This window comes from Psychrobacter piscatorii (genome assembly GCF_043641605.1).
Classification (GTDB): Bacteria; Pseudomonadota; Gammaproteobacteria; order Pseudomonadales; family Moraxellaceae; genus Psychrobacter; species Psychrobacter piscatorii_C.
In genome coordinates this window covers 136,223-150,500 of sequence record NZ_JBHZRK010000004.1, presented here as the reverse complement: position 1 = coordinate 150,500, position 14,278 = coordinate 136,223, and the positions used below count along the sequence as shown (strand labels likewise).

At 44.1% G+C, this 14,278-nt stretch carries 13 protein-coding genes and 1 pseudogene; 9 read left to right on the top strand and 5 right to left on the bottom strand.

What is annotated here, in order from left to right; all coding sequences use genetic code 11:
* Nucleotides 1-36 precede the first annotated feature (36 nt).
* Together ACHUET_RS05520 and ACHUET_RS05515 are read right to left on the bottom strand one after the other, a co-directional pair.
* Entirely contained in the window at nucleotides 37-627 is a 591-nt protein-coding gene (locus ACHUET_RS05520) for a DUF934 domain-containing protein (protein WP_394211326.1), read from the bottom strand.
* A complete protein-coding gene (locus tag ACHUET_RS05515) occupies nucleotides 620-2,305 on the bottom strand; it encodes a nitrite/sulfite reductase (protein ID WP_394211324.1) in 1,686 nt (561 codons plus the stop codon). The genes ACHUET_RS05520 and ACHUET_RS05515 overlap by 8 nt, the downstream gene beginning before the upstream one ends.
* Before the next feature lie 336 nt (nucleotides 2,306-2,641).
* Here ACHUET_RS05515 and sat point away from each other — a divergent pair, with 336 nt between their 5' ends.
* Nucleotides 2,642-3,910: a sulfate adenylyltransferase gene (gene sat, locus ACHUET_RS05510; protein WP_394211322.1), complete on the top strand. Its 1,269-nt coding sequence runs from the start codon at nucleotides 2,642-2,644 to the stop codon at nucleotides 3,908-3,910.
* A gap of 125 nt (nucleotides 3,911-4,035) precedes the next feature.
* Here the strand turns inward: sat and ACHUET_RS05505 are convergent, their stop codons facing one another.
* Entirely contained in the window at nucleotides 4,036-4,566 is a 531-nt protein-coding gene (locus ACHUET_RS05505; RefSeq protein ID WP_394211321.1) for a hypothetical protein, read from the bottom strand.
* Between the two features lie 366 nt (nucleotides 4,567-4,932).
* Between ACHUET_RS05505 and ACHUET_RS05500 the strand changes: the two genes are divergently transcribed.
* The 5 genes and pseudogenes from ACHUET_RS05500 to ACHUET_RS05480 form a co-directional block, all read left to right on the top strand.
* Nucleotides 4,933-6,051, top strand: a complete 1,119-nt coding sequence (locus tag ACHUET_RS05500; RefSeq protein ID WP_394211319.1) for a sulfate ABC transporter substrate-binding protein — start codon at nucleotides 4,933-4,935, stop codon at nucleotides 6,049-6,051.
* Between the two features lie 260 nt (nucleotides 6,052-6,311).
* Nucleotides 6,312-7,403: a sulfate ABC transporter substrate-binding protein gene (locus tag ACHUET_RS05495; protein ID WP_394211317.1), complete on the top strand. Its 1,092-nt coding sequence runs from the start codon at nucleotides 6,312-6,314 to the stop codon at nucleotides 7,401-7,403.
* Nucleotides 7,404-7,630: 227 nt separating this feature from the next.
* Nucleotides 7,631-8,515, top strand: coding sequence for a sulfate ABC transporter permease subunit CysT (cysT, locus tag ACHUET_RS05490; protein WP_201548240.1), 885 nt, complete (start codon nucleotides 7,631-7,633; stop codon nucleotides 8,513-8,515).
* 1 nt (nucleotide 8,516) lies between these two features.
* A complete protein-coding gene (gene cysW, locus ACHUET_RS05485) occupies nucleotides 8,517-9,455 on the top strand; it encodes a sulfate ABC transporter permease subunit CysW (RefSeq protein ID WP_394211316.1) in 939 nt (312 codons plus the stop codon).
* Nucleotides 9,456-9,551: 96 nt separating this feature from the next.
* Nucleotides 9,552-10,271, top strand: a pseudogene (locus ACHUET_RS05480) (sulfate/molybdate ABC transporter ATP-binding protein); the annotation flags it as partial.
* A gap of 130 nt (nucleotides 10,272-10,401) precedes the next feature.
* Here ACHUET_RS05480 and ACHUET_RS05475 read toward each other — a convergent pair.
* Nucleotides 10,402-10,731, bottom strand: coding sequence for an ArsR/SmtB family transcription factor (locus ACHUET_RS05475; RefSeq protein WP_394211314.1), 330 nt, complete (start codon nucleotides 10,729-10,731; stop codon nucleotides 10,402-10,404).
* A 307-nt stretch (nucleotides 10,732-11,038) separates the two neighbouring features.
* Here ACHUET_RS05475 and ACHUET_RS05470 point away from each other — a divergent pair, with 307 nt between their 5' ends.
* The 3 genes from ACHUET_RS05470 (at nucleotide 11,039) to bfr (ACHUET_RS05460) (ending at nucleotide 12,642) form a co-directional block, all read left to right on the top strand.
* Entirely contained in the window at nucleotides 11,039-11,230 is a 192-nt protein-coding gene (locus tag ACHUET_RS05470) for a (2Fe-2S)-binding protein (protein WP_075107600.1), read from the top strand.
* Nucleotides 11,231-11,607: 377 nt separating this feature from the next.
* A complete protein-coding gene (gene bfr / locus ACHUET_RS05465) occupies nucleotides 11,608-12,096 on the top strand; it encodes a bacterioferritin (RefSeq protein ID WP_075107601.1) in 489 nt (162 codons plus the stop codon).
* 63 nt (nucleotides 12,097-12,159) lie between these two features.
* Nucleotides 12,160-12,642, top strand: a complete 483-nt coding sequence (bfr, locus tag ACHUET_RS05460; RefSeq protein ID WP_201601076.1) for a bacterioferritin — start codon at nucleotides 12,160-12,162, stop codon at nucleotides 12,640-12,642.
* Between the two features lie 157 nt (nucleotides 12,643-12,799).
* On the opposite strand, the gene ACHUET_RS05455 is transcribed toward bfr (ACHUET_RS05460), so the two are convergent.
* Complete coding sequence (locus ACHUET_RS05455) at nucleotides 12,800-14,176, bottom strand: DHA2 family efflux MFS transporter permease subunit (protein ID WP_394211311.1); 1,377 nt, start codon at nucleotides 14,174-14,176, stop codon at nucleotides 12,800-12,802.
* Nucleotides 14,177-14,278 lie beyond the last annotated feature (102 nt).

Sequence of the window (14,278 nt, the reverse complement as noted above, 5' to 3'; positions counted from 1 at the left end):
AATATAAAAATAGCGATTTGATAGTGAACAATAAAATTAGTTTTTTGAGAACATCGGTAATGCTGAAGCGTCTCGACCATCATAGCTGCTGGCTAGGGCAGTGAAGGCTTGGCTGATATTAGAGTTGACATCATGCTCATTGAGTACAAAGCTAGTAGCACCAGCGCGCAGCAAATAAGCGATTTGGTCACGACCAAACGCGCCTGCCATGCGAATATCACCTTCATAACCAAGCTGACGCAAGGTCTGTGCAAAACTAAAACCGCGACCATCCACAAAACTTGGGACATGAATCACGATCAAGTCTTGCGTCAATAAAAAGTCTTTTACATCAGGCAGATCATCAGCATCGGTGTTGGACGTGATCCACACACCCAATCGGCTGCTGTGCTGCTTGAGGATGTCCAATACTTGCTCTAGCAAACCGTTTGCCAGTTTGCCATCAGCATTCAATAAATCTGCTAATGGTACGAGTACATCGACTTTTTCTTGCTTGTGTAACAGTTCAAGCAAGGTCAGGTTTGATAACGCGATACCATCAGGCAGTTGCGCTGTCGCTAGCGCTTGCCAAGTATCTTCGCCACTGATGTCTGCGCCATGGCTATCGAGCACATGATGATTAGCCATAGACCTTCTCCTTAAAGGGGGCGATACCAACGCGATCAATCACGTCACCAAAACCCTCAACATCTTGTTCGTTAGTGCCGCGTATATCGAGATAAACATCTAAAATGGTTTGTAAGGTGCTGGCCACATCATCCGCTGGCACCGCTTTGCCTAAGATTTTGCCCAATTTGGCGTCATTACTAGAGTTACCGCCAAGGCTAATCTGATACCAATGCTCACCTTTTTTATCCACACCCAGAATACCGATATCACCTGTGTGATGATGGGCGCAGGCATTCATACAGCCTGACATGTTTAGGCGAATATCACCAAGATCATATAAGTAATCTAGATCATCAAACTGCTTTTCGATTTGCTCAGCAATATTATGCGTAGTGGCATTGGCCAGTGAGCAATAATCCCAACCTGGGCAGACAATCATGTCGGTTAAGGTGTTGATATTGGCGCGTGCTAAATGCAGGTCTGACAGCTGCTGCCACAATTCATAAAGCTCATTGGTTTGCACATCAGCGAATACCAGATTTTGCTGATACGTACCACGTAACTCACCAAAACTATAACGATCAGACAGATCGGCAAGGGCGTCCATTTGCGCATCACTCAAGTCACCTGAGGGCACATAACGACCGTCCACCAATCCGGCTTTTAAAGAAATCACGACCGCACGGTAGCCATCCACTTTATGTGCGACGGTGTTCTGGTTATACCAATTGGCAAAGTCTTTATCAGCGTTTAGTTGTTGTTGTAGCTCAGACTGTACTGCGAGCGCATCAAATGACTGATAATCAGGCATGCTAAAGTAGCTAGCAGCGGTGTCAAAATTGTCTTCAGTCAAGGTAAGTGGACCATCTTTAGTATGTGCTTCCCACTCAGCATCCACCAACTTGGCAAACTGATTGCCGCCTAAGCTATCAACCAAAATCTTGATACGGGCTTTGTACTTGTTATCACGGCGACCATGCAAGTTATAAACGCGCAAAATGGCATCGAGATAGCTGAGTAAATGCTCACGCGGTAAGAATTTGCGAATCGTTTTACCGATAATAGGCGTACGTCCTAAGCCACCCCCAACGATCACTTCAAAGCCAAGCTCGCCTGCGTCATTGGTAACGACGTGCAGACCCACATCATGGACTTGCGTTGCCGCACGATCCGCTTCGGTACCGATGACTGCGATTTTAAATTTGCGCGGTAAAAAAGCAAACTCAGGGTGGAAGGTTGACCACTGACGAATGATTTCGCAATAAGGACGTGGATCAGCGATTTCTTCTTTATGGATACCCGCATAAGGATCCGTTGTGGTATTACGAATACAGTTGCCCGAGGTTTGGATGGCATGCATCTGTACCGTTGCCAATTCTGCCAAAATGTCTGGCACTTCTTCTAGTTTTGGCCAGTTCAGCTGGATATTGGTACGGGTAGTCATGTGCCCATAACCTTTATCGTACTTGCGGGTAATCTCTGCCAATTTGCGCAACTGATAGCTGGCAAGTAGTCCGTAAGGAATGGCGATACGGAGCATCGGCGCATAACGCTGAATATACAGACCGTTTTGCAATCGCAGTGGCAAATACTGCTCTTCTGGCAGCTCACCCGCTAGAAATCGTGCGGTTTGGTCGCGAAATTGGGCAACTCGTTCCTCTACCAACGTCTGGTCAGCGTAATTATATTGATACATGACGTAATCTCAGTTTTGTTTTTAGTCTTAAAAGCAGCGATGGAAGCAATCTAATATCTGTGCTCGTAGGTGAACCACAAATCGCAATTTAAACAATTCAGGGTCACATCATATAAGCTTCTATCTATAAACATAAATTCCTTTCAGACATATCCATATCCAAACACAGCATAAATTTTCATAACGAAAGTTAGGTAGCCTATGCTTATCAAATTTAACGCCTGATCGTTCGCGCTTTATTCTTATTATCATTTATTGGTGGCTGACTTATCAGCCGCTTACTTTGTTGATTATCTTTCTCGACCATTCTTTCTAATAAGAGGTTTTAATAACTATATGTCTCAGACCCAGATTCAGAACCCAAGCCAAAGCCAATCAAAATCAAAGCTGGTTCCACCACATGGCAGTGCCGAGCTTAAACCACTGTTGTTAGAAGGCGACGCACGCGAGCAAGCATTAGAGCTTGCCAGCACCTTGCCAACCATTACCTTAAGCTCACGCGAGCGTGGTGACCTGATCATGTTCGGTATTGGCGGCTTTACGCCACTTAATGGTTTTATGAATAAAGCCAACTGGCAAGGTGTGGTTGATAACATGCGCTTGCAAAGCGGTGATAATGAAGGTTTGTTTTGGCCAATTCCGATCACGTTATCTGCACCAAAGGCGACAGCGGATAGTTTGAGTCAAGGCGACAAAGTGGCATTGGTTGCCAAAGATGGCGAAGTCATGGGCATCTTGACGGTAGAAGAGACCTATACCATTGATAAAGAACATGAGTGTCAGCAAGTATTTACCACCACAGATCCAGAGCATCCAGGCGTCCAGCAAGTGTTGGATCAAGATGATGTCAATATTGCAGGTAGCGTAGAAGTACTGAGCGAGGGCGAGTTCCCAACGCGTTATCCTGGTATCTATAAAACGCCCGCGCAAACGCGTGAAATCTTTGAAAAGAAAGACTGGAAGACTGTGGCGGCGTTCCAAACGCGTAACCCAATGCACCGCTCACATGAGTATTTGGCCAAAATCGCAATTGAGATCTGCGATGGTGTCATGATTCATTCATTGCTCGGCGCACTAAAACCAGGTGACATTCCAGCAGAAGTACGTCAAGAAGCCATCAAAACCCTGATTGATAATTACTTCAAGCAAGACACGGTCATTCAAGCGGGTTATCCATTAGATATGCGCTATGCTGGTCCACGTGAAGCCTTATTGCATGCGTTATTCCGCCAAAACTATGGCTGTAGCCATCTGATCGTTGGTCGTGATCATGCTGGTGTGGGCGATTACTACGGTGCGTTTGATGCCCAAACCATTTTTGAACAGGTTGGCAAAGATGACCTCATCACCCAGCCGCTAAAAATTGGTTGGACGTTCTGGTGTAATGCGTGTAACGCGATGGCATCGGACAAGACTTGCCCGCATGACGCCTCTGAGCATGTCAAAGTATCTGGCACTAAGCTGCGTAAAGCGCTATCAGAAGATATGGAAGTACCAGAGAACTTTAGCCGTCCAGAAGTGCTTGAGATACTGCGTAACTATTACGGTAGCATCGCTCGTGAAGAACGTGCTGAGGTCAAACTCACGGGTGCATCTGCGGTATAAGCTCGAGCGTGTCAGCATAAAAAATCAGTGCTAAATCAATAATAAAAAAGGTGTCGGACAATTAGTCTGACACCTTTTTTATGTTCATCATTTCTAGCATCTTTCACCTCAGTTAGCGTGAGCTATCAAATCTCTAAATCTTCTGCCAGTTTTTGATATTCTCCCGCAAGTGAGGCACCACCTGAGCAAAAATAATTCAGCGCATACGTATCTGGGCTATCAATCATCAGCATATTGTCTTTAAATTGAAAAAAGATGGTACTGTCATTTGCCTGCGCCTGAAAAATCGTACCGTGTGCCGCGTCTTGCCCCATTAATATCGCCTTACCATCAAACTGACAAGTCTGTTTTTTGATATCGCTGCGTGAGCGAATTTTTATATCAATTTGTTGGTCACTCTCTGCACGTACCATGACGCCAACCCAGTCATATCCTTGTGCGCGTTTGTCATAATCTGCAGAAGCATAATCACCAGAAATATAGTCTTTCATAACATCACTGATAACGTCTACTGGAATTGAATGAACTGCTACAGCACTGTGCGCAGAATTCTTCACCGTGGGCGTCACGTTATGACAACCCGTTACGGCAGCTAGGGCAGAGGCCATCAATGTTAATGCTGCAACAGAATGAAAGCGATGGGACGAAAGAGTCATAAAAAGGCCTTTGGTTAAATAAGACGGTAAAATGAATATAGCATTGGCGCTTGGGCCCTACCATATAGAATGATGGTACAGCCTAGCTAAATTATAGTCTATTTAATAAGCCTGCCTGCAATGATTTACCTCACGTTTCCCATAATTTCCTAAAAGCATATGCTAAGTGCTTATGCCAACATCAGGACTTGATAAGCGGATTCGTCACTAAGCGTTTGCTATTTATGCTGCTAGCATGGCTTTCATCATCCGAAAACCGAAATCAACAGAGTAAAAGTCAAAAGAACTAAGCTCAAATGATTGTAAGCCTTGTGATGATGGTCAGAATTTTGACAAAACGCTTCTACCACCTTTATCGAGAGCATCATGCAAAAAAAATTCCGCATTGCTAGCACCCAGCCAACCAATAATAAACATATAAAAGCGCGGGCACTTACCACCAGCAGTATGCTTGCAGCAGCGATCATAATGACAGGCTGTAGTCCAACCGAAGGGGCGCAAAACGAAGCAGCAAACAACGCTAATGGTGAGACGCAGGATGTCAATCTACTCAATGTCTCCTACGACGTGTCGCGTGACTTTTATAAAGACTACAACGCGCTATTTAGCACTGACTATCAAAAAGCCCATCCAAACAGCAAAGTTAATATCAATCAATCGCATGGCGGTTCAAGCAAGCAGGCATTATCTGTTGCCAATGGACTACAAGCAGATGTGGTCACCTTTAACCAAGAGAGCGATATGAACCTGCTGGTTGAGAAAGGTCTGGTCGCTTCTGATTGGAAGCAGGCACTACCAAATAATGCCGTGCCGTACACCAGCACTATGGTGCTACTGGTTCGTGCTGGTAACCCAAAAAACATCCAAGACTGGTCGGACTTAGCACGTAACGATATCGATGTGGTCACGCCCAATCCCAAGACCAGTGGGACGGCACGTTATGCTTTCTTAGGCGCCTATGGCTATGGCTTGTATCAATTTAAAGAAAACAGCAGTGACAACCCAGTTCAAACCAATGACTTTATCAAAAATTTGTTGGCAAATGTCGTCACTTATGACAATGGCGCACGTGCTGCGACGACCAGCTTTACCCAGCGCGGCCTAGGCGATGTACTCATCACTACCGAAAACGAAGCGAATTTGGCCGCTCAGCAATTTGCCAAGGGTCAGGTCGATATTGTCTATCCCAGTTACTCGATTGAGATTGCCAACCCAGTAGCAGTCGTCACGGCAGTGACTGATAAAGCGGGCAAGACCGAAGCGGCAAGTGCCTATCTAAAAGGATTGTGGGACAAGCCTGCACAAGAGCTGATGGCAAAAATGTATATGCGTCCGAGTGATGAGCAAATACTTGCCGCCCATAAAGATACATTGCCTGATATTGAAACGTTTGAGCCTGTCGCCGTCTTTGGCCCATGGGCAGAGATTATGGATACTTTCTTTGTAGACGGTGGTCGTTTTGATCAGCTGGCAAGTACTAAGTAGTCGTTAATTTCTGGCTTGTAGAATGATCTATCTTGGCCGTTATTAGTGAAACACGGACAAGATAGATAAGCCTTATCCAGTGCTGAAATTAGAAAACAGTTGGTTATGCGTATAGAATTTTTTCATAAATTATTGATATGATTGGCTTTGCCTGCTTGTTATTCCCTTTTGGCAATAACATACGCATATTCATCATTAAACATAATAAGATGGCGCTGTTAGCATACTTGCATTACACAACAGACATTTTTGAGGTATTTATGACAGACGTAGCTCATTATCAACAAAAGAGTAAAACCCTTAGTGCCTTGAGTATTGCAGGTGTTGCTTTGACTCTTGGTTTAGCTGGCTGTAGCAATAGTGAGAATACTGAGGCGGCAGCTGACGGTTCAGCGACGACAGAAGGGCAGAATATTGAGCTACTCAATGTCTCATACGATGTGGCACGTGACTTCTATAAAGACTACAACCCTTTGTTTGTTGAGCATTATAAAGCTGAGCATCCAGACAGCAAGATTCTAATCAAGCAGTCACATGGCGGCTCAAGCAAACAGGCATTGTCTGTGGCTAATGGTCTACAAGCGGATGTTGCCACTATGAACCAAGGCTCTGATATCGAGCTACTTGAGAAAAAAGGCTTGGTTGAGTCAGATTGGGAAAGCAAATTCCCTGACAACGCGGTGCCGTTTACCAGTACGATCGTATTTTTGGTACGTAAAGACAATCCAAAAAATATCAAAGATTGGGAAGATTTGACTAAAGACGGTGTTGAGATTGTCATGGCCAATCCAAAGGTGACGGGTAATGGTCGTTATGCGTTCTTAGGTGCATACGGTTATGGTCTACATGCTTTTAATCAAGATGAAACAAAAGCTAAAGGTTACGTCAAAGACATGCTAAAAAATGTCAAAGTCTATGAAAACGGCGGACGTGCAGCAACGACGACTTTCGTTCAGCGCGGTATTGGTGATGTTTTGGTCACGTTTGAGAACGAGGCCAACCTTGCAGCGACTGATTTTGGCGCAGGTCAAGTAGATATCGTTTATCCAAAATACTCAATCAAATCAGAAAGCCCTGTGGCAGTTGTGAAGACGGTAACAGACAAAAAAGGTACTACAGACGCGGCCAAAGCGTATCTTGATTATTTATGGAGTGAGCCTGCTCAGCAACTAGCAGCCGATTTATATCTGCGTCCTAGCGTTAAGAGCGTTCTTGACAAAAACAGTGACAAATTGCCACCTGTTGAGACTTTCCGCCCGAACGATGCCTTTGGCACATGGGATGAAATCATGAGCACTTACTTCAGTGATGGCGGGGTGTTTGATCAGTTGGCTGTTAATGCGCCGCAGTAATTGCCTGCTACGTATATAAGAGCCGCTACTGCGCTAACCACTGAAACTGGTCGCAGCAGTTAATCGTACAGTCAGTCATGAAGCACCCCATAAAGGACATGGTCGTACGCACTATGTCCTTTATATTGTAAGCCGACCAATAATAATTTTAATAACAGTTGTGATAATAATGGTCTTACGGTGAGCACCCTCGCTAAGTACCATCAGTTAGGCAATAGGACATCACTATGAGTGCAACATCTTCTTCTGCCAGCAAACCCACCAACAAAAAAGGGTGGTTGACACGCTTGCGTCAGCGCAATGTGCTACCTGGGTTTGGTCTGAGCATGGGCATCACTGTCTTTAGCTTATCATTACTAGTGGTGCTACCGTTTGCCATGATGGCCTATACCACAACTCAGATGGGTTGGACGGGTTTTTGGGAAACCATCACCCAGCCGCAAGTCACTGCTGCAATTAAGCTCAGCTTATGGATGTCGTTTTTAGCGATGCTGACCAATATGGTCTTTGGTACGCTTGTCGCGTGGGTGCTAGTGCGTTATGAGTTTTGGGGTAAGTCACTGATTAATGCCTTGGTTGATTTGCCGTTCGCTTTACCAACAGCAGTGACGGGCATCTCACTTGCGACACTGTACGCACCTAATGGCTTGATTGGTCAATGGTTCGCTAAATTTGATATTCAGGTCGCCTTTACGCCGATAGGTATTTGGCTAGCATTGGTTGTGGTGAGCTTTCCCTTTATCGTCCGTGCAGTACAGCCTGTACTCGCAGAGCTATCGGTTGAGTTTGAAGAAGCCGCAGCCGTATTAGGTGCCAATCGCTTAACCACCTTTCGTAAGGTAATTTTACCAGAGCTACTGCCTGCTTTACTGATGGGCGCAGGTATGATGTTTGCCCGTGCTACTGGCGAGTATGGCTCCGTTATTTTTATCGCGGGTAATATTCCGATGCAATCTGAGATTTTGCCACTCATCATTATCAGTAAACTTGAGCAGTTCGATATTCAAGGTGCTTCTGCGGTTGCGCTGTTTATGCTACTTATATCGTTTGTAATTTTATTGACCATCAATATCATGCAGTGGAAACTGTCGCGCCGCGTGGGAGCTCGCTAATATGCAAATATCTAATAGCTACGACTACCAAAGCAATGCTGCGACCAAAGACACGCCATGGATACGCCGCACCTTTATTGTGATCGCTGTGCTGTTTATGGTCCTAATGCTGGTGGTGCCATTATTGGCTGTGTTTTATGAGGCTTTTAAAAACGGCTGGCAGTTATATCTTGCGTCATTGGTTGATCCTGAAGCATTGCAGGCAATCAAACTGACGTTGATCACAGCGGCGATTGTTTTGCCAATCAATATGGTGATGGGTATTGCGATTGCATGGTTAGTCACGCGCTATCAGTTCAAAGGTAAGCAGCTGGTGACAACGCTTCTTGACTTACCATTTTCTGTGTCGCCCGTGGTGGCCGGTTTGATGTTTGTTCTGTTATTTGGACTCAACTCTACGATCGGCGGCTGGCTTGAGAGTATGGGATTTCAGGTCATTTATGCGGTCCCTGGGATCGTCTTGGCAACACTGTTTGTGACCTTTCCGTTTGTTGCACGTGAGCTAATACCATTGATGCAAACACAAGGCGACTCTGAGGAGCAAGCCGCATTAACCTTGGGCGCGACTGGTTGGCAGACCTTTTGGCATGTGACATTGCCTAATATTAAATGGGCGCTGCTATATGGTTTGATTTTGACCAATGCACGTGCGATGGGCGAGTTTGGTGCGGTCAGTGTGGTATCTGGTCACATTCGCGGCGAGACCAATACCATGCCGCTGTTGGTTGAGATTGCCTATAATGATTATAACTTTACCGCTGCATTTGCCTTATCGAGCTTACTTGCCGCCCTTGCCTTAGTGACACTACTGATTCAGCAAGTCATGACCAAAATGCAAGAGCGCAAATTTGCCAAGTCTGAACGTTTGGCGGCTGCCCCTGAGCTACCAGTGAGTGCCAATGCGACGACGTCAACGGCTGAGAGTGCTAGTAAGCTATAAGTTGTTTGATAAGTATTCAGGGTTGTTCAATCATATTGACACAGTCGTTAAGACATCAGTCTCAATACGACAAAAGATATTATAAGAGATACCATTATGAGCATTGAGATTCGCAACGTTAATAAAAAATTTGGTGACTTTACGGCTTTAGACAATATCAATATTACCGTGCCAACTGGCAAGCTGACGACGTTGCTAGGTCCATCAGGCTGCGGTAAGACCACATTGCTACGTATCATTGCGGGTCTGGAATATGCCGACTCTGGACAGGTACTGTTTGATGAGCTGGATGTTACCAATACGCCAGTACAGAAGCGTCATATTGGCTTTATGTTTCAGCATTACGCGTTATTCCGTCATAAGAACATTGCGGATAATGTGGCCTTTGGATTGACGTTGCTACCAAAGAATGAACGTCCTAGCAAAGCGGATATCAATAAGCGCGTAGCAGAGCTGCTAGATCTGGTACAGCTCCCACAAGTTGCCAATGCATATCCGCACCAACTATCAGGTGGTCAGCGTCAGCGGATTGCACTGGCACGGGCACTTGCGGTAAAGCCAAAGCTGTTATTGCTGGATGAGCCATTTGGTGCGTTAGATGCCAAAGTACGTAAAGAGCTACGCACATGGCTAAAGAACATCCACCACGAGCTTGGTATCACAAGTATCATGGTGACCCATGATCAAGAAGAAGCCCGCGCCGTATCGGACGAGATCGTTGTAATGAATCAAGGTCGAGTAGAGCAGGTAGGGACGTCAGAGGAGCTGATACACCATCCAGCCAATGCCTTTATCAGCGACTTCTTAGATTTGGCTTAGCGGCTTAGCTTTTATCTCACTGCCATTCATAATTGATAAGCCAAAAAAAATCCTACCTAAGTAGGATTTTTTTTGGCTTATTGAATCGTACAGAGTGCAATGAACTACACTTGTCTATCCATAACATTTAAGCAAGTCTCGATTCATCTTTATCTGAATCACTTGGAGAAAGTTGATCATAAGTGATATTCAAGATGTCTTGACACCATTTTGGTAAGTCATCAGCGACTTCGTACCACATCCATGTACCGTCACGCACACAGCTTAAGATACCCAGTTTTTTCAAATGGTTCAAATGACGCGATATCGTTGGTTGCGGTTGATCAAGCATGTCTACCAAATCACCCACGCAACGTGCTTCTTTTTTAAAAAGAATTTGAAATATTTTTAGGCGTGTTGGATCAGATAAGACTTTGAACAAATCAATAGGTCGTATCGTAAAATTATTATCAGACATAGGAAAATTCCAATGGACTTCGTTTATAGGGGTTCAATATAACAGCAGTTATCTAGAAAATCGATTAAAAAATAAGCAAAATTACAGTTCATCGTTAATTTACTACCTTCTACAATATTCGGTTACATGGACGCTTATATCCACTTACATAGATGAATGGTGCGAAATACAACAGTACCATCACGACCAAAAAATGTTCCGAATGTTATTGAAAATGATAACAATTATCGTTATTATACTGCATGTAATCAGCGTGATGCTGAGCAAGTAGTCGCTATCAAATAGTGGTAATCAGAGGAGCCAATCCATGTACGTATGTATCTGTAATAACGTCAAAGAAAAGCAAATCAAAGCAGCCATTGCTTCTGGTGTAGATACCCTCGATGGTCTAAAAGACACCCTCGACGTTGCAACTTGCTGTGGATGCTGTGAGCCTATGGTCAATGACTACTTGGACGAGCATCATGCAGCACTCGATGTCTTAGCGTATGCAGTATAACTACTTTCAGCTTAGTCGATATTGTCTCTAATCTAACCAAATATATTCAATATCTTGCATCTATTCTTTCATTATACATAAGGAGTAGGTTGCAGGCGTCCATATAACCTCATCGATACGCCAACATCGCTGCTATCAATTTGTATCAAGTATCGTGACTGACAACTGTAGCTAATTACAATTCTCAATTAGCATCTTATTCTTAGTTCACAACATTACATGCCATGCAGCGACTGTATGCTACTATATCTGTCTAAGATTGTAAGACGTTTTGTTGATTTGACCCTTTACTGATCAGTTTACCGATTCCGCTGTCTTTATATGTAAAAATGTGAATATATAATGGTCTGTAAAAAATAAATAGAGGAGTGTACATTATGATAGGCAGTCAAAAAGTCATTGATTATTTGAATTTCTTGTTAGGCGGCGAGCTGGCTGCACGTGACCAGTATTTTATCCATTCAGAGATGTATGCTGAATGGCATTATGGCAAACTGTATGATCGTATCCATCATGAAATGGAAGATGAGACACTACACGCACAAGCAATTATCCGTCGTATCCTGATGCTAAGTGGTACGCCAAAAATGACGGTTGATACAATCAATATCGGCAGCACTGTCCCTGAGATGTTGCAAATTGACCTTGATTTAGAATATAAAGTACAGAAACATCTAAAAGAAGGCATTGCGCTTTGTGAAGCAGAGCACGACTATGTCACACGTGAGATGCTCGTTGAGCAGCTAAAAGATACTGAAGAAGACCATGCGCATTGGCTTGAACAACAGTTGCGCTTAATTGACATGATTGGTCTGCCTAATTATCTACAAACCCAGATGGCTGAAGTCACTCCTAATCTTGTTTGATATCATCACAGATACGAATAAAAAAATATAGCATTTAGTATAAATATGAAAGGGAGAGAGATCATGAAAGGGGATAAAGAGGTCATTCGTGCATTAAACAAGGTACTTGGTCAATCATTAATTGCGATTAACCAGTATTTCTTGCACGCACGTATTGCCCGTCATTGGGGCTTGGAAGCGCTTAACGACTCACTTTATAAGCAGTCTATTGCTGAGATGAAATGGTCAGATGATTTGATTGCGCGTATCTTGCTGTTAGGTGGTTTACCTAACTTACAGGAATTGGGTAAGGTATTGGTCGGTGAAGATGTGCCCGAAGTCATTGAGTGCAACTTGCGTTTAGAAAAACAAAAATTCAGCATCATTACGGATGCAATCACCCTATGCGAGACAAAGTCTGACTATGTGTCTCGCCACCTACTAGTTACGCTAAAAGATGGTAATGAAGAATATCAAGATTGGCTAGAGACGCAAGAAGATTTGCTCGAAAGTATGGGTGCAGAACGCTATATACAATCACAAATCAGTGATGATGACGCGCCATAAATAATTTGTCTTAATTAGCATTCGTCTCAGTTAGCAATGAAGCAAACTTGCCAGCGTGTGATTGGTTTTTCACCAAAACACACACTGGCTTTTTTATGTTTAAAAACCACTAAAGGCTTATATGCGGCAATCAACTTTTGAGTATTTACCGCGGTAGTTAGTACAAACCACGCCCATCTTCTGGTTTTAACCGTAAAAAGCCCAATCCTGAGAGAATGGTAAAGCCGCCCAATATCCAATAAGTGACCTGAAAAGCAAGTAGGGTATCAATTTGAAACCGCTCACGTAACAAGTTGAGCAGTGCGGCACCAAAGGCAATACCCAAGCCGATTGCCATTTGCTGATTGACGGCCATTAAGCTGTTGCCACTACTGGTCTGTGCCCCTTGTAGATCGCCGATAGTGATGGTATTCATGGCACTGAACTGGATTGAGTTACACACACCAATCACAATCAGCACCGGGATCATCCATGGCCACTGCGCCGCATCTGAGAACAGTCCTAGTACAATGATCAGTAAACCCAAAATAAGGGTGTTGTATACCAATACCACGCGGTAGCTGTAACGCTGAATAATTTTGCTGACAAAAGGTTTTATCCCAAGCGCACCAACGGCAATAGGAGCAAGCAGCCAACCTGCCTGCGAAGGGGTGTATTCAAACACGACTTGTAATAGTAATGGTAATAAAAAAGGCACGGCACTGATACCAATTCTTGTCGAGAGATTACCAATAATACCGATTCGAAAGGTAGGCACATTAAAGAGTGTCAAAGAAAATAGCGGCGCAACATGGCGTTTGGCATGCCATACATACGCCAGTAAAAAACCAATCGATGCGGCAGCTAGCAATAGTGCATTGTAACCGTGGCCCACTTTTGAACCCATCTCAACGGCTAACGTCAACGCGCATGCACCCAATGCAAACAGCCCAAAACCCAGCCAGTCTAGCGATTGTTTGTCGCCAAATAGTGCTGGTATTAGTTTTTTGCCAATCAAAAAACCCACCACACCCATCGGAATATTGATCAAAAATATCCAATGCCAGCTGGCATATTGCACTAAATAACCGCCAAGCAAAGGTCCAACCAATGGCGCGACCAAAGCAGGAATTACTGCAAAATTCATCACCGTTAGCAACTGGTTACGTGGGTAGGACTTGACCAAAATCAAGCGTCCAACCGGAGTCATCATGGCACCACCAATGCCTTGTATCACTCGTGAGATGACCAAAAAATTTAACGTAGAGGCCATAGCGCATAGTAGTGAGCCCACGCAAAATACCACAATGGCTGATAAGAAAACACGGCGTGTACCATACTTATCTGCCAAAAACCCGCTAATTGGGATAAAAATTGCTAAGGTGAGCGCATAGCTGATAACGGCCCATTGCATTTTTAACGGTGATTCATCCAACGCTAATGCCATTTGTGGCAATGCGGTGTTCAAAATAGTGGCATCTAAAATTTGCATAAATAACGCTACCGCTAGGACATAGGGTAGGTATTTATTTTGGGTTGGGGTGAGCGTCAGCATGTCAATCCCATTGGATATCTTATTATAAAATCGGGAGGTTCGCGTCTTTACGGACAGATTGCGCGATATAAGTTGAGTAGTATAAGAAAGCTTAGAGGGTAA